The sequence below is a fragment of the Corallococcus sp. CA041A genome, assembly GCF_003612075.1.
Lineage (GTDB): Bacteria > Myxococcota > Myxococcia > Myxococcales > Myxococcaceae > Corallococcus > Corallococcus exiguus.
The window spans coordinates 53,083-78,446 of sequence record NZ_RAWF01000008.1; the positions used below are offsets into that span (position 1 = coordinate 53,083).

21 protein-coding genes are annotated in these 25,364 nt (G+C 68.6%); 8 read left to right on the forward strand and 13 right to left on the reverse strand.

Annotation, left to right across the window (positions count from 1 at the left end):
• Nucleotides 1-44: 44 nt before the first annotated feature.
• A complete protein-coding gene (locus D7V77_RS43160; protein WP_147451965.1) occupies nt 45-545 on the forward strand; it encodes a hypothetical protein in 501 nt (166 codons plus the stop codon).
• 164 nt (nt 546-709) lie between these two features.
• On the opposite strand, the gene D7V77_RS43560 is transcribed toward D7V77_RS43160, so the two are convergent.
• The gene (locus D7V77_RS43560; RefSeq protein ID WP_158624285.1) at nt 710-865 is read right to left on the reverse strand and encodes a hypothetical protein; all 156 of its coding nucleotides are present in this window, start codon (nt 863-865) and stop codon (nt 710-712) included.
• Nucleotides 866-1,162: 297 nt separating this feature from the next.
• Here D7V77_RS43560 and D7V77_RS02690 point away from each other — a divergent pair, with 297 nt between their 5' ends.
• The 3 genes from D7V77_RS02690 (at nt 1,163) to D7V77_RS02695 (ending at nt 7,809) form a co-directional block, all read left to right on the forward strand.
• Nucleotides 1,163-7,054 (forward strand): RHS repeat-associated core domain-containing protein, encoded by a 5,892-nt coding sequence (locus D7V77_RS02690; protein ID WP_147451966.1) that lies wholly within the window; start codon nt 1,163-1,165, stop codon nt 7,052-7,054.
• On the forward strand, nt 7,051-7,275 hold the full coding sequence (locus tag D7V77_RS43165) for a hypothetical protein (protein WP_126933088.1): 225 nt from the start codon (nt 7,051-7,053) through the stop codon (nt 7,273-7,275). Before D7V77_RS02690 ends, D7V77_RS43165 begins: the two co-directional genes overlap by 4 nt.
• Before the next feature lie 144 nt (nt 7,276-7,419).
• The gene (locus D7V77_RS02695; RefSeq protein WP_120574707.1) at nt 7,420-7,809 is read left to right on the forward strand and encodes a hypothetical protein; all 390 of its coding nucleotides are present in this window, start codon (nt 7,420-7,422) and stop codon (nt 7,807-7,809) included.
• 538 nt (nt 7,810-8,347) lie between these two features.
• Here D7V77_RS02695 and D7V77_RS02700 read toward each other — a convergent pair.
• Together D7V77_RS02700 and D7V77_RS02705 are read right to left on the reverse strand one after the other, a co-directional pair.
• The gene (locus D7V77_RS02700) at nt 8,348-9,970 is read right to left on the reverse strand and encodes an ABC-F family ATP-binding cassette domain-containing protein (protein ID WP_120574708.1); all 1,623 of its coding nucleotides are present in this window, start codon (nt 9,968-9,970) and stop codon (nt 8,348-8,350) included.
• A 159-nt stretch (nt 9,971-10,129) separates the two neighbouring features.
• Nucleotides 10,130-10,492, reverse strand: a complete 363-nt coding sequence (locus D7V77_RS02705) for a cupin domain-containing protein (protein WP_120574709.1) — start codon at nt 10,490-10,492, stop codon at nt 10,130-10,132.
• A 74-nt stretch (nt 10,493-10,566) separates the two neighbouring features.
• Between D7V77_RS02705 and D7V77_RS02710 the strand changes: the two genes are divergently transcribed.
• Complete coding sequence (locus D7V77_RS02710; RefSeq protein ID WP_120574710.1) at nt 10,567-11,193, forward strand: phenylalanine--tRNA ligase beta subunit-related protein; 627 nt, start codon at nt 10,567-10,569, stop codon at nt 11,191-11,193.
• 7 nt (nt 11,194-11,200) lie between these two features.
• On the opposite strand, the gene D7V77_RS02715 is transcribed toward D7V77_RS02710, so the two are convergent.
• Nucleotides 11,201-11,698: a gluconokinase gene (locus D7V77_RS02715; protein ID WP_120574728.1), complete on the reverse strand. Its 498-nt coding sequence runs from the start codon at nt 11,696-11,698 to the stop codon at nt 11,201-11,203.
• Between the two features lie 183 nt (nt 11,699-11,881).
• Between D7V77_RS02715 and D7V77_RS02720 the strand changes: the two genes are divergently transcribed.
• Nucleotides 11,882-12,700 carry a cadherin-like beta sandwich domain-containing protein gene (locus D7V77_RS02720; protein ID WP_120574711.1) on the forward strand — a complete coding sequence of 273 codons (819 nt, stop codon included), beginning with the start codon at nt 11,882-11,884 and terminating at the stop codon, nt 12,698-12,700.
• A 6-nt stretch (nt 12,701-12,706) separates the two neighbouring features.
• Here D7V77_RS02720 and D7V77_RS02725 read toward each other — a convergent pair whose 3' ends face one another.
• From D7V77_RS02725 to D7V77_RS02760, 8 genes are all read right to left on the reverse strand, one after another.
• Nucleotides 12,707-14,809, reverse strand: a complete 2,103-nt coding sequence (locus tag D7V77_RS02725) for a neutral/alkaline ceramidase (RefSeq protein ID WP_120574729.1) — start codon at nt 14,807-14,809, stop codon at nt 12,707-12,709.
• A 204-nt stretch (nt 14,810-15,013) separates the two neighbouring features.
• On the reverse strand, nt 15,014-17,056 hold the full coding sequence (locus tag D7V77_RS02730) for an ATP-binding protein (protein ID WP_233596637.1): 2,043 nt from the start codon (nt 17,054-17,056) through the stop codon (nt 15,014-15,016).
• A 206-nt stretch (nt 17,057-17,262) separates the two neighbouring features.
• On the reverse strand, nt 17,263-17,931 hold the full coding sequence (locus D7V77_RS02735) for a DapH/DapD/GlmU-related protein (protein ID WP_120574712.1): 669 nt from the start codon (nt 17,929-17,931) through the stop codon (nt 17,263-17,265).
• 27 nt (nt 17,932-17,958) lie between these two features.
• The gene (locus tag D7V77_RS02740) at nt 17,959-19,719 is read right to left on the reverse strand and encodes a histone deacetylase (protein ID WP_120574713.1); all 1,761 of its coding nucleotides are present in this window, start codon (nt 19,717-19,719) and stop codon (nt 17,959-17,961) included.
• Nucleotides 19,720-19,834: 115 nt separating this feature from the next.
• Nucleotides 19,835-20,563, reverse strand: a complete 729-nt coding sequence (locus D7V77_RS02745) for a phosphatase PAP2 family protein (RefSeq protein ID WP_120574714.1) — start codon at nt 20,561-20,563, stop codon at nt 19,835-19,837.
• 74 nt (nt 20,564-20,637) lie between these two features.
• Nucleotides 20,638-21,075 (reverse strand): biopolymer transporter ExbD, encoded by a 438-nt coding sequence (locus D7V77_RS02750; protein WP_120574715.1) that lies wholly within the window; start codon nt 21,073-21,075, stop codon nt 20,638-20,640.
• Between the two features lie 11 nt (nt 21,076-21,086).
• Complete coding sequence (locus D7V77_RS02755; protein WP_120574716.1) at nt 21,087-21,500, reverse strand: biopolymer transporter ExbD; 414 nt, start codon at nt 21,498-21,500, stop codon at nt 21,087-21,089.
• Nucleotides 21,501-21,636: 136 nt separating this feature from the next.
• The gene (locus D7V77_RS02760) at nt 21,637-22,149 is read right to left on the reverse strand and encodes a hypothetical protein (RefSeq protein ID WP_120574717.1); all 513 of its coding nucleotides are present in this window, start codon (nt 22,147-22,149) and stop codon (nt 21,637-21,639) included.
• A 57-nt stretch (nt 22,150-22,206) separates the two neighbouring features.
• Here D7V77_RS02760 and D7V77_RS02765 point away from each other — a divergent pair, with 57 nt between their 5' ends.
• Together D7V77_RS02765 and D7V77_RS02770 are read left to right on the forward strand one after the other, a co-directional pair.
• Nucleotides 22,207-22,671 carry an SMI1/KNR4 family protein gene (locus D7V77_RS02765; protein ID WP_120574718.1) on the forward strand — a complete coding sequence of 155 codons (465 nt, stop codon included), beginning with the start codon at nt 22,207-22,209 and terminating at the stop codon, nt 22,669-22,671.
• A gap of 108 nt (nt 22,672-22,779) precedes the next feature.
• On the forward strand, nt 22,780-24,186 hold the full coding sequence (locus D7V77_RS02770) for an NAD-dependent succinate-semialdehyde dehydrogenase (protein WP_120574719.1): 1,407 nt from the start codon (nt 22,780-22,782) through the stop codon (nt 24,184-24,186).
• Between the two features lie 14 nt (nt 24,187-24,200).
• On the opposite strand, the gene D7V77_RS02775 is transcribed toward D7V77_RS02770, so the two are convergent.
• Nucleotides 24,201-25,325: a hypothetical protein gene (locus tag D7V77_RS02775; RefSeq protein WP_120574720.1), complete on the reverse strand. Its 1,125-nt coding sequence runs from the start codon at nt 25,323-25,325 to the stop codon at nt 24,201-24,203.
• Nucleotides 25,326-25,364: the final 39 nt, after the last annotated feature.

A 25,364-nucleotide genomic window follows, 5' to 3' on the forward strand; every position in this document is an offset into this window, starting at 1 on the left:
CGTCCTGGCTTCTCCTGGCTGGAGCCACAGGAGGTTTTTTGACCGTGCATTGGATGAACTCGACGAGTCCGGTCGCGCCAGAAGCATCATTACCCGATGCGTCACTCAACGCTTCCCCTCAAGCGCAGCCCATGCAATCCATTGCCCTATTGACTCGACTCCGCCATGGCATGACACGAGCCGAAGCGGAAGCGCTCGGACAAAACCTCACATTGAGCGGGTACCCGGCGAGGGTGACCTACTGGTTTTCCTCTGACGAAAAGCTTGAGAACCTTGGGGCCTCGGTCGTTCGCAGGGAAGCGCGCTGCGCAACGGCGTTCAAGGCCCTCCACGATGAGGCAGTTTCCGTTCTTGGCTCTCCCACCTCCACCAACCGCGAGGTGGGAGGAAAGCAGTGCGAAGACTGGACCCTCAGTGACTCAGTGCTTCGCATCTGCTGCAGACAAATCGCCCCATCGGACGGAGGAACCGGCTGGATGCTCCTGATGGCGATCAAGTCCTTCTCTCCTCACAAGATGATCGACATTACAAACGGCTTTCACTGAGATTCATGATGGAGCTCGGTCCCAGACTCGATACCTTCAGGATCCTCACGTTCGCGAGCGGCAAGCCATGAGCATCCTGGACGAGGCAGATCGAAAGCTGACCGACAACGAGTGCGCCGGCGCTAGGGACGACTACCGCGTGGCCATGCGGCAGCAGGAGCCATCTAGCTGCGCAGCCCCGGGGCTTCCTGGCCCGTGCGCGCGGCGTACTCCGTGTAGCCGCCGCCGTACTTGTGGATGCCGTCCGGCGTCAACTCCAGCACGCGGTTGGACAGCGCGCCCAGGAAGTGCCGGCCGTGGGGCACAACAATGTTGTGCACTCGTAGCATGACAGCGCCTGATGCGACTCGCGGGCAGGCCAAGTAGTCCCGTAAGGACAAACAAACCATCCCAGCCCCTCGTTGACCTGCCTGGCTGACGACCGACAGGCTATAGGCCGACTCTGTCTTTCGGGGGAACGGATGCAAGAGCAAACCCGGCCCAGGCTGGTCCTATGGCCTTGGCATGGCTTCCTGCTGTTGTTGGCAGGGGGGCTGTGGGGATGCCCCGGACAGGATGCTCCCTCTCCCCCTGACGAGGTCTGCATTTCCGCCACGTGTGGCGGAGTGGACGCCGGCATGGATGGAGGCGGGGTGCAGGCTCCCTCGGCCATCGACCGCACCATCCCCACCGACTTCGGCGCCTCCATCGAGTTTCTCTACAAAGGCCCGAACCCGGTGCAGGTGGGCGTGGCCGAAGGTGCCTTGGATACACGCAGGATTGGCGTCATTCGCGGGAAGGTGATGGGCAGGAATGGACAGCCCATCGTGGATGCCCGCATGGGTGTCCTTGCCCACCCCGAACTGGGTCATACGCTCACGAATGCCCAAGGTGAGTACTCGCTCGCAGTGAATGGCGGTGGGGCACTCACGCTCGAAGTGGAGAAGCCAGGGTTCCTCCCCGTCCAGCGACAGGTGGATGTCCCGTGGCGCGAATTCGTTCCCCTTCCAGAGGTGGTGTTGACCGCCTTGGACTCCAGCGTCACGGCCATCACACCGGGAGCCACGGAGCTCCAGGTCGCGCGGGGCAGCGTGGTGGAGGACAGCGCCGGCAGCCGCCAGGCCACCCTGGTGTTCGCGCCCGGAACCCAGGCGGAGATGCTCCTGCGCGACGGGACCCGTGTTCCCCTGACCGGACCGTTTCACGTACGCGCGACCGAGTACACCGTGGGCCCCGAGGGCCCCGCGGCCATGCCCGGCATGCTGCCAGCCACCAGCGGCTACACCTACGCCGTGGAGCTGAGCGTGGACGAAGCGCTGGAGGCAGGCGCCACCGAGGTGCGCTTCAGCCCGCCGGTCCAGGGATACGTGGACAACTTCCTCGCGTTTCCAGCGGGTCTCGTCGTGCCCTCCGGCTACTACGACCGGCAACAGGGCCACTGGCGCACCTCGGACAATGGGCGGGTCATCGCGCTCGTGGGGGAACGCGACGGGCTCGCTCAAGTGGATGCGGATGGAGATGGCGCGCCTGACGACCGCGAGCAATTGACCGCCTTGGGCTTCACCGATGCGGAGCGTGCACGCCTGGCCGCCTTGTATGCCGTGGGCAAGAGCCTGTGGCGGGTGCCCATCACGCACTTCACGCCGTATGACTACAACTGGCCTTTTGGGCCTCCACCGGATGCGCAAGAGCCCCAGCAACCCGAGCCACGGGCTGAGACACCAGAGGCCCAGCCCGACTGTGAAAGCGGCAGCATCATCGAATGCCAGAACCAGACGTTGGGAGAGGTCCTGTCCATCCCCGGGACGCCCTTCCAACTTCACTACCGCAGTGACCGGGCCGCCGCCCGCACCGCGAACCGGGCCCTCCGGATCCCGCTGAGCGGAGGCCACGTCCCCGCGAGCCTGAAGAACATCGTCCTCATCGTGAACGTCGCGGGACAGGACTTCGCCCGAACCTTCCCTCCGCGTCCGCACCAGAGCTATCGCTTCGTCTGGGATGGCCTGGATGCTTTCGGCCGGCAGGTGTGGGGAGAACAGACCGTCCACATCCGGATCGGCTACGTCTACGGGTTGAGCTACTACGCGAGCCCGGATGATCAGTACCAGGCCTGGGCCCGGTATGGAGATCGAAGTACTCAGTTCGAGGGCCCTGACGGCCGGGGCACGACGCTGTGGCAGTTCCACACCGCCACGGAGGTGTCCCTGCCGGACTTCAGCCAACTGGGAGGCTGGAGCCTCGACACGCATCATGTCTACGACCCGTGGCGGAGCACCCTCTACCTGGGCCAGGGAGGAACCCTTCCCGGGCGGGAGCCCCTGGGACGGACGCCCAGGGTGCTGACCACCGCGACGCCGACCTTCAGTGGAGACCATGGCCCGGCGAAGCAGGCGCGTCTCGCCGCGCCCCAGGGCGTTGCCGTCGCGGCGGATGGAACGGTCTACATCGCGGACACGGGTAACCACCGCATCCGGCAGGTGAAGCCCAATGGGGTCATCGCCACGGTGGCGGGCAACGGGGTGAAGGGCGCGGCGGGAGATGGCGGCAGGGCGCTCCTCGCCAGCCTGGATTCTCCCGAGGCGGTGGCCGTGGGGCCGGAGGGAATCCTCTACATCGCGGACACGGGCAACCACCGCATCCGCCAGGTCACTCCAGACGGACGCATCTCCACTGTGGTGGGCACGGGGCTCGCGGCGGACGGTGGAGACGGAGGTCCCGCGCCCCTGGCGAACCTGAATGCTCCCGCGGGCGTCGCGGTGGGACCGGACGGCAGCCTCTACCTCGCGGATACCGGCAACCACCGCATCCGTCGCGCCACGCCAGACGGCATCATCTCCACGGTGGCGGGCGCGGGTACCCGTGGGGCATCGAGGGAAGGCGGGCTCGCGATCACGGCGGACCTGGACACACCGCGTGCACTGGTCGTGAGCCATGAAGGCGTCATCTCCTTCGTGGACTCGGGCAACCGCCGTCTGCGACAGGTGGATACGGAGGGCAGACTGTTCACGCTGCTCTCCTCACTGGACGAGGAGGAGCTGCGCATCGGCAGCAGGTCCCGCGGGCAGAAGCTGTACGAGGAGTCCCCGCGAGGCTCACTCTGGGGCCTTGCCCTCGGCCCTGACGGCAGCCTCTACACGTCGTCTTCTCACCGATGCCTTCTGCACCGCCTCCTCCCGGATGGCAGCGCGTGGGCCATCAACAACGGCGGATGCGGAGGAGATCCTTCCAAGGAAGGACCCCTCGCCAGTCTGACAGCGCCCAAGGGGCTCGCCGTGGCCCTCGATGGCAGCCTCCTTGTGGGGGACGCGTCCCAGTTCGTCGTCCGCAGGGTCTCCTTGGACGGCAACCTCTTTGTCTTCGCCGGAGGGGGGCCAGCGGCACCGGTCGTCACCGCGCCCGCGCCGCCCCAGTATCCGGCAGGGACTCTGGAGACACCCTGTGGCCAGGTCGATGACCTCGTGCCCTCCCCCGACGGCAGCGAGCTGTATGGCTTTGGCTGGCAGGGGCGGCACCTCTGCACCCTGGAGGCCTGGACGCTCGCGGTCCGCCATCGCTTCTCCTACGACGAGAACGCACGGCTGGTGTCCATCATGGACGGCCATGGCCGCATCACCCGGATTGAACGGGACGCGGCAGGGACACCCACCGCCATCCTGGCGCCCCACGGCCAGCGCACCGTGTTGAAGGTAGGGCCCGATGGATTGCTCGCCTCCCTCGCCCGGCCAGGCAGGGAGAGCGTGACCCTGACCTACCAGGAGGGCGGACTGCTCTCATCCCTGCGAGACGAACGCGGCGGGATGCACCTGTTCGAATACAGCCCGGAGGGCTGGCTGACGAAGGACTCCAACCCCTCGGGAGGATTCAAGGCCCTCACACGGGCGCAGGGGGATACCGGCTACACGGTGACGCTCTCCACCGCGATGGGGCGCGCCCGGAAGTACCAGTTGGAAGACCTGGAGTCAGGCGTCCAGCGGCGCATCACCACCGCGGCGGATGGGACGGCGTGGACGACGCTGCGTTTACCGAATGGCACCACGGTCTCCACCGCACCGGATGGCACGGTCACCACGGTGGTGGAGACGCCGGAGCCCCGCCTGGGCATGCAGTCGCCGCTCGTGGCGTCGCGCACCGTGAAGCTGCCGAGCGGGTCGAGCTCCACATCCAGTCACCAGCGAGAGGTGACGCTCCTGCCCCAGGGCACGCTGCTGGACGTGGGGACGCAGACGGACACGGTGACGGTGAATGGCCGGACCACCACCGCCCGCTATGAGCCGTCTGGCCGACGGCTCCTTTCCACCAGCCCCATGGGCAGGGTGTCGGTCCTCACGATGGACGCGCAGGGGCGCCTCCACAAGGCCGAGGCGCCGGGCCTGCTTCCGGTGGAGTTCACCTACGACGAGGAGGGCCGTCCCGGTTCCATCGTCCAGGGGAGCCGGCGGAGGACCTTCGCGTATGGAGCGGACGGCGCCTTGCGCTCCGTGACGGATGGGCTGGACCGCGCCACCGTCTTCACGCGGGACGAGGCCGGTCGCCTCACCTCCAGCACCCTTCCTGGAAACCGTGTCACGGGATTCACCTATGAGACGGGGGACTCGCCCGCCTCGGTGACGCCACCCGGACGGCCCTCACACGCGTTCCAGTACACGGCCACGGAGGCACTGGCGTCATATGCGCCTCCTGGAGGGAGCGCCTTCGCGTCTGGCTACACCTACGACCTGGATGATGCGCTCACCGAGTTCCGACAGCCGGGCGGCGCCGTGTCATTCGCCTACGACGCCGCGGGGCGACTCGTCACCCTGGACATCCCGGGCACGCGCGTCACGACTGGCTATGACGGAGCAGGGCGTCTCCGCTCGCTCGCGAGCACCTCAGGAGTGGGGCTCGAATTCAGCCACGACGGTCCACTGGTGACCGGCGTTTCCTGGAAGGGAGCCGTGGCAGGGTCGCTCCAGTACAGCCACGACACGGACTTCCGGATCGCGACGTCGTCCGTCAATGGCGGGACGCCCGTGGCGTATGCCTATGACCTGGACGGACTGCTCGTCTCGGCGGGAGCGCTGACGCTGTCACGGCGCGACGACAATGGGCTCCTCGCGCGGACACATCTCGGCTCGATCTCCACCGTTGAAACCTCCAACGCCTACGGGGAGTTGGAGTCCTGGTCCGCCGCTTCCGGGGACGTCCCGCTGTTGTCCTACCAATTGGAACGCGACGTGCTGGGCCGCATCGTCCGGCGAACTGAAACCGAGGGGACCACCGCCCATACGGACGTCTTCACCCATGACGAGGCGGGACGGCTGGCGTCCGTCACCCGCGACGGTGCCCTCCTGGAGGAGAACACCTACGACGCCAATGGCAACCGCACCTCCGTCCTCCGGGGCGAGCTGCAGACGGCCACCCATGACGCCCAGGACCGGCTCCTGACCTTTGGGAACAGGACCTACAGCTACGGCCCTGGCGGGGACCTCCAGACACGCACGGAGGGAACACGCACCACCCAGTACGCGTATGACGCACTGGGCGGGCTGGTCCATGTCGCGCTCCCTGACGGCACGCAGCTCGAGTACTTGCTCGACGCCGCGTCGAGGCGTGTCGGCAAGAAGGTGGATGGCACGCTCATCCAGGGCTTCCTCTACGAGGGGCGGCGGGTCATCGCGGAGCTCGATGGCGCGGGGAACGTCGTCAGCCGCTTCGTCCATGCCACGCGGGGCCATGCGCCCGACTTCATGTTCAAGGGAGGCATCACCTACCGCATCCTCGCGGACCCGCTGGGAAGCCCGCGCCTCGTCGTCGACACCCGGAACGGGGCGGTGGTGCAGCGCATGGAGTACGACGTCTGGGGCAATGTCGTCGCGGATTCGAACCCCGGCTTCCAGCCCTTCGGCTTCGCGGGGGGCCTCCATGACCGGGACACGAAGCTGACCCGCTTCGGGGCGAGGGACTACGACGCCGAAACGGGGCGCTGGACGGCCAAGGATCCCATCCGATTCGCGGGCGGGGACTCCAACCTCTACGCCTACGTGGGTAACGATCCAGTCAACCTGATTGACCCGAGCGGTCGTTTCGCGGGCCCCACGCCCGTCGTGACGGTCGCGGCGGGAGTCTCCCTCAACTGGGTCGCGGGAGCAGGAATCGCCTTCTCAGGCGGATGGCTCGCGGGCACCTGGCTCAATGAGAACTTCCTGGAGGCTCCCATCCAGGCCTTCCTCTGGAACCACTTTGGGAATGACACAACAAGCACTGGCCCAGCCTGCTCCAGCGCATCTACTGAAGGATACGGAGACATTGGTAGTTACTCCGGCCCTATCGATCCAGACGATTTCCTAGGCGCGGCTGAAGAATGGTTGGGCCCCAATTACCGCCACATCGCACCAGGAGTTTACAGATCCGCAGACGGGCTACGGCAAGTCCGGATGACCGACGGTGACTTGAGCGGCCGCGGGAGAACACCGTACCCGCATGGGCATTTCGAAGCGCTGAACTCCTTTGGCAAAGTCATTGAGAACGACCACATCCCACTATCCCCATGAAACTCAGAGCGATCATCAAATCAAAAACAGTAAAATCAATGGGCAAACCCGTTGCTTCGATTGAAATCGCAATCGAAGAAGGCGCCCTCTACTTGTTCCGCCAGGGAGTCAACGGGGAACCACTCGGTGACACATGGCACCAAAACCTTGAAGAGGCCATAAGTCAGGCAAAATTTGAGTTCTCGGTGGACGCTGCGGACTGGGAACATATAGAGGATTGATTTCAGCACATGCGTTCATGGCCTCCGGCAGCCGCCCTTGAAGCTCAGGAACCGGTGACGACTGATGCTCGACATCGAACGTGACATGGTGGAACTCGATCCCGGACCACTCAACCATGAGCCCTGGGCAGGCAAGGGACTCCCATGATGTACATTGGCGCCGTCTTTGGCGGTCCTGAACTCGCCGACGCCCCCATTGAAAAGGCGATCCGTCTGATCGGGAAGGCGCGAGGCCCGATAGAAAAGAGCGATTCCGGAGCATTGGACATCGTCTTCCATGTGCCCGGCTCTCTCCTCAAGCCAGAGTTCACGGGAGTCCGCACGGCAAAATTCTCGCGCAAGGAACGAACGCTCATGCTTCAGATTGCCGTTCCAGAGGAACAAGTCCATACACCTGATGTCCGTTGGTTACTGGACGCGATACGCGAGGCCGTTCGACTTGCGCGCCCCAAGTTTGAGCGTGCCGGAATCGAGTACCTGGAGAAGGAGCACCTCTCCATTGTGGACAGGATCCAGCGGGAAGTCCTGAAGTAGCCCGAACAAGAACCACAGGCCCTGAAGGCATCCCTCATGGATGAGATTTCAATGCCAACCCATAAGACATCCTGGCTTCTCCTGGCTGGAGCCACAGGATTTTTTTGACCAGGCATCGGATGAGTTCGGCGAGCCCAGCCACACCGGACGCATCGTTACCGGATGCGTCGCAAGCCTCTCCCCTCCCCCTGTTTGCTCGACTCCGCCATGGCATGACACGCGCCGAAGCGGAAGCCCTCGGACAAGGCGCCACACTGGGCGGATACCCGGGGAAGGTGACCTACGGGTTCTCCCCCGACGAGCAACTTGAGAACTTCGGGATCTCGGTCTTCCGCCGGGAAGCGCGCTGCGCAACGGCGTTCAAGGCCCTCCACGATGAGGCCGTTTCCGTTCTTGGTGCTCCCACCTCCACCAATCCGGCTGGATGCTCCTGATGGCGATCAAGTCCTTCTCTCCCCAAGAGAAGTTCGACATCCGAGACGGCTTCCATTGAAGCAAAGACGCCCAGAGCGCTCCCACGCTCTGGGCGACTGATACGTCAGCTGCGCAGACCCGGGGCTTCCTGGCCCGTGCGCGCGACGTACTCCGTGTAGCCGCCGCCGTACTTGTGGATGCCGTCCGGCGTCAGCTCCAGCACGCGGTTGGACAGCGCTCCCAGGAAGTGCCGGTCGTGGGACACGAACAACATCGTGCCCTCGTAGCGCGAGAGCGCCGTGATCAGCATCTCCTTCGTGCCCATGTCCAGGTGGTTCGTGGGCTCGTCCAGCACCAGGAAGTTCGGCGGGTCGTAGAGCATCTGCGCCATCACCAGACGCGCCTTCTCTCCACCCGACAACACCCGGCACTTCTTCTCCACCTCGTCGCCGCTGAACCCGAAGCAGCCGGCCAGCGCCCTCAGCGAGCCCTGCCCCGCCCTGGGGAACGAATCCGACAGCTGCTCGAAGACCGTCTTCTCTCCGTCCAACAGGTCCATGGCGTGCTGCGCGAAGTAGCCCATCTTCACGCTGCCACCCAACGCCACCGTGCCTTCATCCGGCTGCGTCGAGCCCGTCACCAGCTTCAGCAACGTGGACTTGCCCGCGCCGTTCACGCCCATCACACACCAGCGCTCCGCGCGGCGCACCAGGAAGTCCAGGCCGTCGTAGATGGTCCGCTTGCCGTAGCCCTTGCTCACGTTCTTCAGGTTCACCACGTCGTCACCTGAACGCGGCGGCGGCTGGAACTCGAAGAGCACCGTGGAGCGGCGCTTCGGCGGCTCCACCTTCTCAATCTTCTCCAGCTTCTTCACCCGGCTCTGCACCTGCGCCGCGTGCGACGCGCGGGCCTTGAACCGCTCGATGAACTTGATCTCCTTCGCGAGCATCGCCTGCTGACGCTCGTACTGCGCCTGCTGCTGCGCCTCGTTCTGCGCGCGCTGGCCTTCGTAGAAGTCGTAGTTGCCCGAGTACGTCGTCAGCGAACCGCCGTCGATCTCCACCACCTTCGTCACGATGCGGTTCATGAACTCGCGATCGTGCGACGTCATCAGCAGACCGCCCTCGTACCCCTTGAGGAAACCCTCCAGCCAGATGAGCGACTCCAGGTCCAGGTGGTTGGAGGGCTCGTCCAGGAACATCGCGTCTGGCCGCATCAGCAGGATGCGGGAGAGCGCCACGCGCATCTTCCAGCCGCCCGACAGCTTGCCCACGTCGCCGTCCATCATCTCTTCGCTGAAGCCCAGGCCCGCGAGGATTTCCCGCGCGCGGCCCTCCAGCGCGTACCCGCCCAGCTCCTCGAACCGGCCCTGCACGACGCCGTAGCGCTCGACGAGCTTCTCCATGTTGTCCGCCTGGTCCGGGTCACCCATGGCGGCTTCCAGGTGCTTCATCTCCGCCGCGACGGTGCTCACCGGGCCCGCGCCGTCCATCACTTCGGACACCGCGCTGCGGCCGTTCATCTCACCGACGTCCTGGCTGAAGTAGCCAATCGTGACGCCCCGGTCGATGGAGACCTGTCCCTCGTCTGGGTACTCCTGGCCGGTCATCATCCGGAACAGCGTCGTCTTGCCCGCGCCGTTCGGGCCCACCAGGCCCACCTTTTCGCCCTTGTGGAGCGCGGCCGACGCCTCGATGAAGAGGATCTGCTGACCGTGTTGCTTGCCGATGTTGTCGAGACGGATCATGTGCGTACCGAAAAGGCCCGGGGAATCAGGCGGCGCGCCCTTATGCCACGAGCCGCCCGCCGGAGGGATGGTTCCGAACCCCCAACGGCCCCAGGTCCATCCACGCGGCCGGGCAGGCAGGCCTCCGCCCGGGATTCCGCCCGGCTTGGAACGCGGGCCTCAGTCGTCCCGGTGCACCGTGCCCGGGGAGAACGCCGGGGTGCAGATGGCCACGTACTCCGCGCCGTCCTCCTCGGGGGTGCTGTAGCGGACCCACTCGCCGGGCTCGCACACCACCGTCTGGCCGGCGTGGACGTCCATCACCCCGCCCTTGTGCTCCACCCGCAGCGTGCCCGCGAGCACCAGGGTGATTTCACGGAACTCGGGCGTCTGGCCCGGCTCCTCCCACCCGCCGGGGCTGCGCATGTGGGCCACGCTGATGTTGGACGTCTTGGAGTTCACCCGGCCCACGTACTCGTCGATGAGCTTCGGCTTGTTGCCCACGGCCGTCACGCGGATGGGCTTCGGGATGAGCGTGGGCATGGCGAGGCTCCAGGGGAGGACGAAGGGAACAGCAGCCATCCCTACCCTACCAGCGCGTGGCGTAGAGTGCCGCCGTGCTGACCGTCGACAACCATCCCCTCCTCGACCTCATCGCCTTCACCTCCACTTTTCCCGCTCCCCTGGGGGACCTGCCCGCGCCCGACTGGCTGCAAGCCCTGCTGAGGCCCGGCGCCACCGCCCCCGTCCAGAGTGACGACGCCGTCCGGGGCGCCGTGCGCGACCTGCTCCGCCATGGCGGCTACAAGCCCACGGGCCGGGGCAAGCCCGCCTCCGAGTACCTGGTGCGAGCCTCCGGCGACGGCACCCTGGGCACCATCAACGCCGCGGTGGACGCCTGCAACGCCGTGTCCCTGCACAGCGGCCTGCCCATCAGCGTCGTGGACCTGGACAAAGCCCAGGCCCCGTTCCGCGTCTCCACCGCCATCCAGGGCGACCGCTACGTCTTCAACGCGTCCGGGCAGGCCATCGACCTGGAGGGCCTCTTGTGCCTCTTCGACGCGCAGGGCCCGTGCGCCAACGCGGTGAAGGACGCCCAGCGCACCAAGACGGACGCCACCACGCGCCGCACTCTCACGCTGCTCTGGGGCACGAAGGAGCTGAAGGGCCACACCGAGCGCGCCTTCACCTGGTACCGCGAGTTGCTGGAGCGCCTGGGCGCCACCGTCGAGCCCGTGCGCTGAGAAAGCCCTACGCCCCGGGCTTCAACGCCAGCCCCGCCACGATGCGGTCGACGATGCCTTCGGGCGGCGGCGTCACGTCCACGGTGAACGCGTCGTCGGGGACCTCCAGGGTCTCCAGCTGGCTGTCGAGCAGCGACGCCGGCATGAAGTGGCCCAGGCGCTTCTGGAGCCGCTCGCGGATGAGGGACGCGGACGCGTGCAGGTACACCCAGCGCTCTCGCGCGGAGTCCACGGTGAGCCTCGCGCGGTAGAAGGCCTTGAGGCCGGAGAACGCCAGCACCAGGTCCTCGTCCGCATCCAGCGCCTTCTCCATCCTCGCGCGCAGGAGTTCCAGCCACGGCTGCCGGTCCACGTCCGTCAGCGGCGTGCCCGCGGCCATCTTCCGGCGGTTCTCCACCGAGTGCAGGTCGTCCGCGTCCACGAACGTCCACCCCAGCCGGTCCGCGAGCGCCCGGCCCACCGTGGACTTCCCGGTGCCTGAAACGCCCATGACGATGACCACCATGCCGTTGCCGCCTCCCTCGGGTGTCGCGCGCTCCCTCATGCTGCGGCCTTCCCGCCCCGGGTGCCACGCGAGAAGCACGGCCGGTGACACACCGGACGTGAGCGTCCGCTGCCCAACGCCGCCAGGCCCGCCCCCGCCATGCTTTCCACGTCGCAGCGGGGAACCGCTACCCTCCGCGTCATCATGACTTCTGTGGGAGCAACCCCCGGCCGGACACTCGCCCGGCTCCTCCTGTGCAGCGGCCTGCTCGCGCTGGTGTCCCTGACCGCCTGCCGCGACCCCGCCGCCGCGGCCGGCACCGCGCTCTTCGTCACCGCCCAGTTCGAGCCCGCCCTGAACCTCACCCGGCTGCGCATCTCCGCCACCGCGGACGGCGCCTCCGTGCCCACCACGCTGCTGCCCGAGGACTCCAGCCGCGCGCTCGTGAACGGTGAGACGTTCCGCGTCCTCCTGGACGGCGCGGCCAACGGCACCCAGGCCACCATCCGCGTGGACGGCCTGCGCGACGACGCGACGGTCGCCACCGGCGAGGCCACCGCCACCGTGCGCGACGGCTACGAGGTGGAGGTCACCGTGCGGCTGACCGCCTCCAACGGCGGCACCTTCTGCGTGGACTGCCCGGACGGCTGCTGCCGCGACGGCGTGTGCACGTCCCGCACCTTCCGCACCTGCGGCGTGGGCGGCATCGCCTGCGAAATCTGCGACTCGGACCGCGCCGACACCTGCACCAGCCGCGGCACCTGCGGCTGCGGCACTGGCCCGTCCTGTGACCTCAACGCCAGCCGCTGCAACGGAGGCAAGTGCGTCTGCGGCCTCGGCAATGCGTGCGGTCCGGGGCTCGCATGCATCAACGGCTTCTGCAAGTGCGACCCGTCCACCTGCGCCGGCTGCTGCGAAGGCAACAGCTGCATCCCCGCGCCCAACAAGAACCAGTGCGGCAAGGGCGGCGAGGCCTGCAAGAAGTGCGACAAGCGCTGCAACCCGGACGGCTCCTGCGACTGACTCGCGCTAGCGCACGGTGAACGGGCGCGAGCTTCCCGCGTACGGGTGGATGCGCCCGTCCCAGCCGGACTTCCAGTTCCCCTCGTGCACCAGCCGGTACGTGCCCGGCTGCGTGTCCCGGGGAATGGGCCACGTGATTCGCACCTTCGAGCACGCGAGCGTGGGCACGCAGAACTCGCGCTGCCAGTGGTACAGCGCGACGCCGTCCCCGTCGTTCGCCACGTCCCGCCACGTGCCGTCCGGCTCCCGCCGCTGCACGCGCAGGAAGGTGCCGCCTGTCTTCAGGTCATTGCGCGGATGGCCGCCCCAGAAGGTGACGCTCGCCGTGTCGCCACGCGCGTAGGAAGCCTTCGCCTCCTCCGAGACGGCGCCGAAGTCCACCCAGAGCAGCTTGTCGTCGAACACCACGCCGGGCTGCAGCCCCACCACCACCTTGCGCAGGTCGCGCGGCGTGGGACCGGGCGGCACGGACGCCCCTTCGCGCAACGCGCTCGCGAGCCCCGTGAAGGACTGTTGCAGCGCCCCCAGCGTCCACGGGCCGAAGTGCGTGGACGCGCCCTCGTAGTCCTGGCGCGCGTACTCCTCGCGCGTGGCCACGTAGCCCGAATAGTCGTTGGCCGGTCCCGCGATGACCACGTCCGTCACGCCCGTGCCCTGGAGCTGCGCGCGCACCGTGTCGCGCAGCCGGCGGCCCGCCATGGTGGTCACCTCGAAGGGCACGGCCACCAGCGCCAGAGGGCCCACCGTCACCACCTGCAGGGGCAGCACCTCCGGGGTCCACGGGTAGGGCTTCATGGTGCCCATCTCCAGGACGATGGGCTTCTCTCCCTGGCAGGGCGTGGTGACGGCGGCGCAGGTGAACTGGCTCCACACGTCATGCACGTTCTCGCACGTGGCCCCTTCCGAACCGAAGCCGGGCCCGTCCTCCGCGCCCGCCAGCATGGACAGGCCGATGGCCGCGGGACAGGTGCGGTGCGTTCTGCCGTCCGTGAACGCGGGCGCGACGTCCACCGCGTCCATCTTCACGTAGGCGTGCCGGTAGTCCACGCCGCCCATCACCGGCATCCCGGCGGTGGACCACAGGTGCTCGGCGAAGTCGTATTGCTTCTTCGCGGACAGGGCCGCGTCCTCGAAGTCGTTCGCGCCGCCGCCGTTCGTGCCGCCCAGGATGTTGGGCGTGACGTCGCCTTCATTCGAGTTCGCGAACGCCGCGACGAAGGTGTCCGGGCCTCCGGGCGTCCGTCCTCCCTTCTCCACCTCGAACGTGTGCGCCGCGAGCCCCTTGTTGTCGCCAGTGATGTACGTGTTCGTGTTGCCGAAGGACGTTGCGTGCACGGCGAACCAGTTGACGAGCCCCAGCTCGCGCCCATCCGCTGCCGTCATCCGGAGCAGCGTCATGCGGTTGTCCACGTTGTCGGGATAGCGGGCGCGCTCGGACTCCGGGTTGCGCAGGTAGGCCTCCGGTGAGCGGTTGATGCTGGCGCCGTGCAGGTCGCCCGAGGACAGCCGCAGCGAGCCCTCGGCCAGGCGTGCGTTGGCGCGGAGGATGGAGTCCGTGATGCCGGAGACGATGGCCTCGAAGTTCTGGGGCACGAAGCCGAAGGTGGTCAGGTTGTAGAACGTGTAGTGGCTGAAGCCGCCCGGCCCGGAGTGCGTGTGCGTGGCGCTGAGCAGCACGTTGTCGTCGGAGAACGTGTCGCCCAGCTTCGAGCGCAGCCGCTCCACCACCTGCTGCTTCACCGCCTGGAACACCATGCCCAGGTCCGCGCTGACGAAGGCCACGCGGCGGCCGTTGCATGGCGAGGCGATGACGAACGCCCGCGAGTACAGTCGCAGGTGGATGCCCTCCGTCTTCTGGGACACCTGCCCGTAGCCCATCATCCCCACCTCCGCCGCGGGGCCGGTGATGTCCGAGCGCGCCGCGCCAATGAGGAAGTTCGCCGAGCCCGCGCACGCGTCCGCCGGAGCTTGCGCCGGAGCCGGAGCCCGCGGCGTTCCCTCCTGCGCGCTCGCCGTGGACAGCCGGGGGGTAGCGCCCGGCCCCAGCGACAGCACGCAGCCCAGCAGCAACCCGAGCACGGGAGCGAGGCGGGCGTTCAGCGTGCGCATGACATCCTCCACGGCCTTCCGGAAGGGAAGGCCCCCGGCGGCGGCGGGTCCCAGCGTGTCGCTGTCGTCCCCTGGAGGGGAGCGCACGCGAGGGCAGGCCGTCCGACGCTCCACACTCGAACACGGGAGCGCGGCGGATTCAGTCCATTTCGCGGCAGCGGACGGGCGGCCCGCTCCGCCGCATGGACGCGGAATGCGGGCCGGTCAGGCCCCGAGTGTGGGCCGCGCGGCGACGTGCAGGGTGACGCGGAAGGTGGCGCCGTGGCCCTGCGTGGACTCCGCGGCGATGGTGCCGCCCAGCGCGCGCACGATGGTGTCGCAGATGGACAGGCCCAGGCCGGTGCCCTGGCCCGGCGCCTTGGTGGTGAAGAAGGGGTCGAAGATGCGGCGCAGCAGCTCCGGCGCGATGCCCCGGCCCGTGTCGCGCACCTCCACCACCACCCGGCCGTCGTCGTCCACGCGGCTGATGAGCCGGATCTCGTGCTCGTCCGTGAAGCCTTCCGGGATCGCGTGCGCGGCGTTGATGACCAGGTTGAGGAACACCTGGAACAGCTTGCCCTCGTTGGCGCGCACCGTCGGCACGACGCCGTACTGCTTCACCAGGCGGGCGCGCGGCCGGATTTCACTGGCCGCCATCTGCGCGACGGAGTCCAGCACGCGGTGCAGGTCCACCGACTCCTCGTGCGCGTCGTCCACGCGGGAGAAGACCTTGAGCTGGCGGACGATTTGCCGCATCCGCTCGGAGCCCTCGCGCGCGTCGTCCAGCACCTGCTGGTACTCCAGCAGCTCCTCGGCGCCCAGGGGCCGGGGCATGGGGCCCAGCGCGCGGTGCAGGAACTCCAGGTTGGAGAGCACGTAGGACAGCGGGTTGTTCAACTCGTGCGCGATGCCCGCGGCCAGCATGCCCATGGAGGCCAGCCGGTCCCCCAGCATGAGCTGCGCCTGCATGTGCTTGCGCTCGGTGAAGTCGCGCGCCACCGTCACGCGCGCGGGCACGCCGTCGAAGAGCACGCCCAGCGTCACCAGGTCCGCGCTCACCACCTGCCCGTCGCGGCGCACCAGCGGCACTTCATGCGAGCGGGCCGCCAGCGCCCCGTCCTGCGCCTCCTCCAGGTGGCGGCGCGCGACCTCCTGGTCCTCGCGCCGCACCAAGCCCAGCAGGTGCCGGCCCAACAGCTGCGCGGGGTCCTGGTAGCCCAGGTAGTTGGCCATGGCCGGGTTCACCGACAGGAGCATGCCGTCCGTGGTGTGCACCACCACGGGGTCCGGGAACCCTTCGATGAGCAGGTGGAAGCCGGCCTCCGTGCGGCGCAGCGCCGTCTCCGTGCGCACGCGCAGCGCGTCCGTGGTGTGCTGCTCCAGCGCCAGCGACAGCGCGCCGGCCGCGCCGGACAACAGCTTCACCTCCACGTGCGACCAGGGCCGCGCGTCGTCGCAGTTGTCGAAGCCGATGAAGCCGAACGATTCGCCGTGCACCACCAGGGGCAGCACCAACAGCGAACGGATGCCCTGCGCCAGGAGCACCGGCGCGTTGTCCGCGCCGAAGTCCTCCGGCGAGCCCTGCACGGCCTCGCCCCGGTGGAGCTGCTCCAGCTGGTGCAGCGTGAAGGCCTGGTCGATGGGCCACGCTTGCGTGTCCGGGTTGTCCAGTTCGCGCGAGATGCCGGGCGCGCACCACTCCGCGCGCTGGGACTGGAGCATCCGTCCGGAGGCGTCGCGGTGGAACTCGAAGACGTAGGCGCGGCTGGCGCCCGCGACGCGGCCCAGCGGCTCCAGGACGGCGTTGTAGAAATCCCCGGAGCCCTCTGGCGCGAGCAGCTGCCGCTGCACCTCCACCATCGCGCCCAGGTAGCGCTCGCGCGTGGCGGCGGCCTCCTCCGCCAGACGGCGCGGGGTGACGTCCACCAGCGTGCCCAGCACACCGCCCAGGTGCTCCGGGTCGCCCGTCACGGACAACTCCACCCAGCGCGGCTGCGTGCCGCCAGACAGCCGCAGCTCCAGCCGCGAGGGCACGTCCGTGCGCGACAGCGCCGTGCGCAGCAGCACCCGCGCCTGGTCCCGGTCCTCCGGGTGGAACAGCTCCACGAGTACGCGGCCCAGCCACGCGTGCACGGGAGCTCCGACCAGGCGCTCCCAGGCGGGGGTCGCCAGGACGAGGCGGCCCGCCGCGTCCAATTCGAAGAGCGCCTCTCGCAGGAGCGACCCGGCGCGCTGGAAGCGACGCGTGTCCACGAGGTCGCCCGCCACGGATGACTGCCCCAGAGCAGCGGCGCTCCCCGTTTCGCGTTGCTCCTGCCCCACCGCGGCCTCCTTCAGCACGGATGAAACGAAATGAAACCTGGATTGGAGGGAAACCCACCCGGTGCGTCCGGGCCCGACCCCTCTCTCCGTCTCACCGCGGCCCGAAGCATAGGGCGCTCGAATGTTTCAAAGTCAATGGACCCACCCTGGACTCAGGGGTTTCCCTCGGAGTCGGGAGGCTCCCAGCCCCCGGGAATTCCGGAACGGGGGCGTTGACGGCGATCCCCAAGCAGGCGTGCAGGCACGCCACCAACGATGGCCCACGGGGGCACGTCGCGGGTGACGACGGCGCCCATTCCAATCACCGCGTGGTCGCCCACGGTGACACCGTCGGTGATACCCGCGTTGGCGCCCACCCAGACGTCCTGGCCAATCACGATGCCCTTCGAGGTGACGGGCTGCTCGCGCACGGGGCGATCCGGCGCGAGGCCATGGTCGAAGGCATAGAGCGTGGCGCCGGTGGCGATGCGACTGCCTTCGCCGATGCGGACGCCGCAAGTGCCGCCGTCCAGGCTGACGCGCGCGTTGAGGCTGACGCGCGACTCCAGCACCACGGGCCCGTGCACGAAGACGTCCGCGCCAATGCTGCACCCCGGCCCGATGCGCACGGTGCGGCCGGGCTCCGCGAAGATGCGCGCCTCCGGGGCAATGAAACATCCTTCGGCGATATCAACTGTCTCCAGCTCGCGCAGGCGGTCCTGCACCTCGCGCTGCCAGGCCTCCGCCCACTCGCGGTGGCGCGGCTTGAGACTGAAGTAGAGCCACGGCATCCACGACAGCCGCAGCTTGTGTTGTTCACGGCGTTGCGCGTTCAGGTCCACGTGTCCTGACCTACCACGGGCCCCGCTTCAACCGGACGCGGGCACCACGGTGAAGTGGCAGCGCTCGCGCTCCTTCGCCACGGCCTCCGCGTCCAGGGACACGGGGGTCAGGTGGCAGAGCATGTCGTCCGGCTCCCACGGGTACGGCTGGCCGTCCAGGCGCACGCGCCCTTCGGCCACGGCGCGCGTGGCCTCCACGAGCGACAGCGAGGACAGGTCGCGCATCAGCGCTTCGAAGCGGCCCTGGCGCTCCGGGGTGGAGAAGTGGAAGCGGCCGCGCGCGACGACGGCCAGGTGGTACCACATGGGCCGGAAGGCCACGCCGGCCAGGCCCAGGCGCTGGGCCATGGCGAGCAGCACCTCGGTCGTCTCGCGAGACAGGCCCAGGCCGGGCACCTCCTGGCCGGGCAGCTGCGGACGCTTGTCGCTGAAGCGCGCGCGGGGATGGCGCAGGGACAGCCAGTTGGCGAAGAGGAAGGTCTCGCCCTGGATTTCCTTCTTCTCCACCACCGAGTCCGACAGCAGGTGCTCGCGGCCGCCCGCGTGGCCCAGCACCATGATGCGGTCGCCGGTGCCGCCGGTGGAGGCCACCTGCACGCGCAGGCGGCTGTAGCCCAGGCGCTCCACGTACGACAGCAGGCCGTAGCGGAAGAGCGCGTACTCGATGCCCTGCGCGGTGTAGTGGCCCAGGACGCGTGGCTGCACCTCCGGCCCCAGCCGCAGCGGGCCCTCCAGGTCCTCCAGCGAGAAGGGCTCCCAGTGCGGCGCCTTCCCGGCGGTGTTGGCCTTCTCCGGATCCAACATGTGCGCGATGCGCTGGAAGCGCGCGCTCAACGGGTCATAGCGCGCGGTGATGCGCTGGTGGCCCAGGCCCGCGAGCACCAGCACCGTGCCCGCGAACAGCTTCCAGGACTCCGCGTGGTAGCCGCCCCCGGGCAGCCACACGCTGGCCTGTCCTCGCAGCGCGGCGGCGATGGCCACGTCGCGTTTGCGCGCCCCCTGGAGCGTGATGCCCACGCGCCCGAAGCGGTCCCCGGACAGCACGTCCCCGCCGGCGATGACGAAGGTGATGTCCGAGCGGGGCATGCGCGCGAGCAGGTCCTTCACCTTCTGCACGTAGGTGACGTCGTCGCAGCCATCCGGCACGCGTGTTTCATCCACGCCGGGGGGCAGCACGCCCCAGTCGCTGCCGGACACGGAGCCGATCCACGCCTTGGGTTGTCCGGCGAGGCACGCGGCGGTGCCGTCCGGCGGGTGCGCGTCCAGGTCCAGCACGGCCACGGAGCCGTCGAAGCCGGAGGCGCGCAGGTCCGCCACGGACACCGCGATGTCGTTGACGGTGCAGAAGCCGCCGCCCTTGTCCGGGCGCGCGTGGTGGAAGCCACCGGCCATGTTGACCACGGGCCCCTGTCGCGCGAGCGCCAGCCGGGCCGCGCCCAACGTCCCGCCGCACACGAGCCGCACGCTGTCCAGGAGCGCGTCCACGGGCACTTCCGACGGGTCGGTGGCGTAGATGCGCGCGAGCGTCGCGGGGTCGGAGAGGGACTCCAGGTAGCGGGCGTCGTGCACGCGCGCGAGCTGCGCGTAGGACACGGGCACGGGGTGGCGCACGTCCGCGGCGCGCACCACGCCGGCCTCCAGCAGGTACCAGGTGGTGAAGTCGGTGCCGCGCGGCTCGATGCCCACGGAGGACTCGATGCCGGTGAGGGGAAGGCGGTAGGCCTCGTCGTAGAAGACGTGCACCCGGCCGCGTCCCAGGCCCAGCTTCCAGAGCCACGCTTGAATCATCCGCGCCTCGCGGGTGGCAGGAGATGGCGGGCGTTCACGGGGACGAGGGACACAGGGAGAGGTTCGAAAAGAGTGATGGCCCCTTCATCACGCTTGGGGGCCGTGGGCGCAAGGCTCATTCCACGGGACGCTGGGCCTCTTCCCGCAGGGCGGGGCTGCGGCGGCGCACGGTGCGGGCGGCGACGGTGACGAACAGGGCCCACGCGAGCCCGGCCACCCAGCCACCGAGCACATCCGTGGGGTAGTGCACGCCCAGGTACACGCGGGTGCAGCCCACCAGGACGGAGAGCACCAGGGCCACGGAGAGGAGGTAGACCTTCACGCGGCGGTGCTCGGCGAACTGGGCCAGCAGCGCGCCCAGGGTGAGGTAGGTGATGGCGGACAGCATGGCGTGACCGCTGGGGAAGCTGGTGGACATCGTCTCGGTGAGGTGGGGCACCACCGAGGGGCGCGGGCGGTGGAACAGGTTCTTGAGCAGCGCGTTGAGGATCCACCCGCCGACGATGGCGGACAGCACGAAGAGGCTGGTGCGGTAGCGGCGGGCCACCACGAGGAAGCCGCACACGGCCGCGGTGAGGAGCGCCAGGACGGGGAAGCCGCCCAGGGACGTCACGTCGCGCGCGGTCTCCGCGAGCCACCACGGGCCTCGGGGGAGCCCTGGGTCTTCGGGACGACGCAGGGAGCGCACGATGCGCTCGTCGATGTCCTGCGTGTCGCCTTCATGCACTTCATCCGACAGGACGACGAAGCCCAGGACGCACGCGACCACGAGCAGCAGCAGCCCCAGGGGCCGCGTCACCATCACGTCCCAACCCGACACCCACCGCCATGGCCCTCGTGACATGACCGTGACTTAGGACAGCGGGTGCGGGCTGGCCACGGGCTTTTCGCGGCGAGTGTCGGGCAGGCTCCAGGTGCTCAGGGGTTCTGGACGGACAGGCCCAGCGCTTCAGCACCGGCGGCCTTCGCGCCGTCGAGGGCGCTGATGAGCCGTGTGTAGGGGGCCCGCGCGTCCGGCTGGAAGAACAGGCCGCGCTGGCCATTGGGACGGGCCTCCAGGAAGGCGCGCAGGCGTGGCACGAATTCGGCTTCGCTCACGGGCTCGCCTTCCAGGAGGAGCGAGCCGTCCGCGGTGAGGCGCACGAGGCCGGGGGTCAGCTCCTTCGACGTCGGGGGCTCCTCGGTCGGGGTGGCCTGCGCGGACGGGAGCTGGAGCTGGAGCTCGCCGCGCATGAGCGGGGTCACGACCATGAAGATGATCAACAGCACGAGGACCACGTCCACGAGCGGCGTGACGTTGATGTCCGACTGGATACCGGATTGGGGTTTCACCACGACAGGGCGTCTTGCGTGCATGGCGATTCTCCTCAGTTCTTCCTCATGGAGACACCCAGGGACACCTTCAGCGCACCCGCGTCCCGCGACTGTTGCAGCACACCGAGCACGTCGCCGCAGGTGAGCGTCTCATCGGCCTTGAGGAGCAGCTTGCGGTCGGGACGGGCGCGCAGCTCCTGCTGGACGCGCTCCTGGAAGCGCGCGGCGTCCGGGAAGGACTCGTTGCCGACGTACAGCATCTTGTCCGCGGTGAGGGAGAAGACCAGGGGCTCGGGCTTCTCGCGCGGCTCGCCCTGGGCGGCGGTGGGCAGGGTGACGTCCTTGTCCTGCTGGGCCAGCGGGGTCACGACCATGAAGATGATCAGCAGCACGAGCACCACGTCGACCAAAGGGGTGACGTTGATGTCGGCCTTCACTCCGCCCCTGCCTCCCACGGCCATTCCCATGCACAACCTCCGCGCGAGCTACTGCGAGTCGGAAGCCATGGGACCACGGGGCCAGGATGCCGTTGGCCGTGGGCACCCGGTGGTTCGGTCATGATTCAGTCACGGGTGCGGGGCAGAGACGACGATGGGTCGTTCCTCAGACGTCCTGATAGGCGTAGGGCATGTCGGGAACATGGGGCCTTGCCAGGCCTGAGAGGTACACGTCGGCACCGGCCATGCGGCACGCATCGACGGTGTTGAGCACGAAGCCGGGACCTGAAGGGACGCCGTCGTCGAACCAGCGCAACAGCAACTCGTGAGTGAAGGAGTCGAGCACCAGAGGGGCCGCCACCGGGTCCGCGAGCGCTCGTGCCGGCTCGGGCCAGTCGAGAGCACGCAGCGCTTGATCCAATGGATCATCCGGCGCGGGGAAGCGCTGGTAGTCCTCCACCAGATCGGCCCAGTCCTGTTCGAGCAGCGCCACGGCGTAGGCACCAGGCAAGGTGACTTCGTAACGGACCTCAACGATGCCCGGTGTCCGCCAGTGCTGGCTGAAGTTCATGGTGCGCACGCTCAAGGCGTCCACCAACACCGGGCGGCCCTCCACGAGGTATCTGGCCGTATGGGGCGGAACGGGGAATCGGGGCCGCCACTCGTTCTGATAGGTCATGGTTCCTTCGGCAGGATACTGGAGCAGAAGAGAGAACGCTGAAGCGGGGCCGAGGTCATGCGGACGACCCAAAGTGGATCATTGCTGAGCAGCGCGGACCTGGATGCGTTCGAGCAGCGGTTCAGGCTCAAGCTTCCACTGCCGCTTCGTGAGTTCCTGCTGGCCACCAACGGAGGCCGGCCGGAGCGCGACCTCTTCAAGCTCCAGGGCCTGCCGGGGAATCCCATCGGCCGGATCCACTTCTTCTTCGGGCTCAACGATCCCATCGAGTCCTGCAACCTGGAATGGAACCTGGAGGTCTTCCGGGATCGCATTCCGCCGGGTCTGCTCCCCATCGCGACGACGGAAGGCGCGGACAAGGTCTGCCTGTCCGTGACCGGCGCCACTGCGGGCCAGGTGTTCTACTGGGACGCGCATGCCCGGCCGGGCACGAACAGCGTCCACTTCCTGGCGGAGGACCTCGACACCTTCATCTCGGCGCTCCAGTCGGACGCACTGTCACCCACCGTCCTGGAGTCCTGAGTCGCGGTCTCGCGGCGTACGCCCCTGGACGCTCGGACTCCGGAGGCATTGTCACGGGAGCGTGGCCTGTTATCACCCGGTGACGTTCTCACCGGGAGGCACCCGCACATGGCCATCGCCACCATCAGCCCCACCACCGGCAAGACGCTGCGCACGTTCGACGTGCTCTCGTCCGAGGAACTGGAGCGCAAGCTGCAACGGGCCGCGGATACGTTCCGCTCCTACCGCGAGACGTCCTTCGCCGACCGTGCCCGCTGGATGCGCCGCGCCGCTGAGATCCTCGAAGTCGAAGCCGGCCGCTTCGGCCGCATGATGACGGAGGAGATGGGCAAGCCCCTGGAGGCCGCCAAGGCCGAGTCCATCAAGAGCGCCACCGCGTGCCGCTACTACGTCACCCGCGCGGAGAAGCTCCTGCGCGACACGCCCATCGACGTGGATGGCGACACCGCCTTCGTGCGCTACCAGCCCCTGGGCCCCGTCCTCGCCATCATGCCGTGGAACTTCCCCTTCTGGCAGGTCGTGCGCTTCGCCGCCCCCGCCCTCATGGCCGGCAACGTGGGCCTCCTCAAACACGCCAGCAACGTGCCCCAATGCGCCATCGCACTCGAGGAAATCTTCCGCACCGCCGGCTTCCCTGAAGGCGCCTTCCAATCGCTGTTCATCGAGACGTCGGAGGTGAACCGCGTCATCGAAGACCCTCGCGTGAAGGCCATCACCCTCACCGGCAGCGAGGGCGCTGGACGCGCTGTCGGCGCCGCCGCGGGCCGTGCCATCAAGAAGGTCGTCCTGGAGCTGGGCGGCAGCGACCCGTTCATCGTCATGCCCAGCGCGGACCTGGACAAGGCCGTGCACACCGCCGTGTCCGCGCGCCTCATCAACAACGGCCAGTCCTGCATCGCCGCCAAGCGCTTCATCGTCGCCGAACCCATCGCCCAGGAGTTCGAACGCCGCTTCGTCGAACGCATGAAGAGCATGGTGGTCGGTGACCCCATGGATCCGAAGACCGATGTCGGTCCGCTCGCCACGCCCGGCATCCTCGAAGGGCTGCACGCCCAGGTGCAGGAGAGCGTGAAGGCCGGCACCCGGCTGCTGCTCGGCGGCAAGCCCCAGGGCGGTCCCGGCAACTTCTACCCGCCCACCGTCCTGGCGGATCCGCCGCCGAAGGCCCCCGCCTTCCATGACGAACTCTTCGGCCCCGTGGCCACGCTGCTGCGCGCCCGCGACCTGGAGCACGCCATCGAGCTGGCCAACGCGACACCCTTCGGCCTGGGCGCCAGCGTGTGGACCCAGGACGCGAACGAACAGCGCCGGCTCATCGACGGCGTCGAGGCCGGCATGGTGTTCGTCAACGCGCTCGTCGCATCCGACGCGCGCCTGCCCTTCGGCGGCGTGAAGCACTCCGGCCACGGCCGCGAGCTGGCCGACCTGGGCATCCGCGAGTTCGTCAACGCGAAGACCGTCCGCATCACCGGCGCATCCGGCGCACCGCCACCGTCAAAGCACGCGGGCGAATAGCTCCGCCCCGTCCGTCAGCGCGTACGCACCCGGCCATCCACGGGCGCGCCGTGCACCTCTTCCAGCGCGGACGTCACGGCGTCCACCTCCGCGCCCAGCTGCTCCACGCTGTGGCGCAGGCCCGCGCCGGCCACGTCCGCGTCCGCCGCGTCCGCCGAGCGCACCCGCAGCACCTGGGCGTAGAGGTTCTCCAGGGTGTACGCGAGCCGCGTGAACTCGGCCTCCAGCCGGTCCGCCGCCTTCGTCAGCTCCGCGCGCTGGCGCACCTGTTCATCCAGCACCTGCAACGCCGCGCGCAGCCGGTCGCGCACCACCACGTCCTCCTCCGCGGCCCAGCGCGTCTCCAGCTTCTTGCGCTCGTCCGCCAGCCGCTGCACGTCCTCCGGCGGCGCCACCGTGCGCAGCTCTCGTTCGCGGCGGACGAGCTCGTGGCAGCTCTTGCGCAGGTCCTGCACGGTGCGCTCCGGCGAGCGCACCATCTCCTGCAACACGCCCTTCCCCGCTCGCAGCTCCGCGAGCAGCTTCTCGCAGACGGCGTCCACGCGCGTCAGGCGCGGATCCACCGGCGCCTCCGGCACCTTCGCCTGGGGCAGCACCGGCGCGGGCGGTTCCTCCACGCGCGTCAGCAGGGGGTTGTTGCGCGCGCGCAGGTGCTTCGCGGCCCCCTTGAAGAAGCCGAGCGCCACGAACAGCAGCCACCAGTACTGATGCGGAAAACGCACCACCGTGGCCACGCACGCCAGCGCGACGACGAGCTGCCCCACGCCCACCACGGGGTTGCGCGAGGCCTCCTCCCGAGCCGCCTTTTCCGCACGCTTCGCATCGCGGTGCGCCTGCTGCTGCGCGATGTACGCGTCGCGTTTGGCATGCCGCTCCGCGCGGCGCAGGGCGTCCTTCGACTCGCGCTCCCACTGCTTCTCCCACCGCTGGCGCTCCCGCTCCGCGCCGCGCTCCCACTCCCGTTCCCAGCGGTCGCGCTCCTTCTCGGTGGGCAGGCGGCCCATCCGGCGCACCCACGCCTCCAGGGCCGCGTCCTTGCGCGCGCGCCCCTCCTCGATGGCCGCTTCCAGCCGGCGCAGGCGCTCGGCCGCGTCGTGAGGGGGCGAGGAGGCAGGGGGCGCTTCGCGGTCTCGGGGCACGAGGTGACGCTAACAACTTCCCCCGGGGTTGGGGACTGT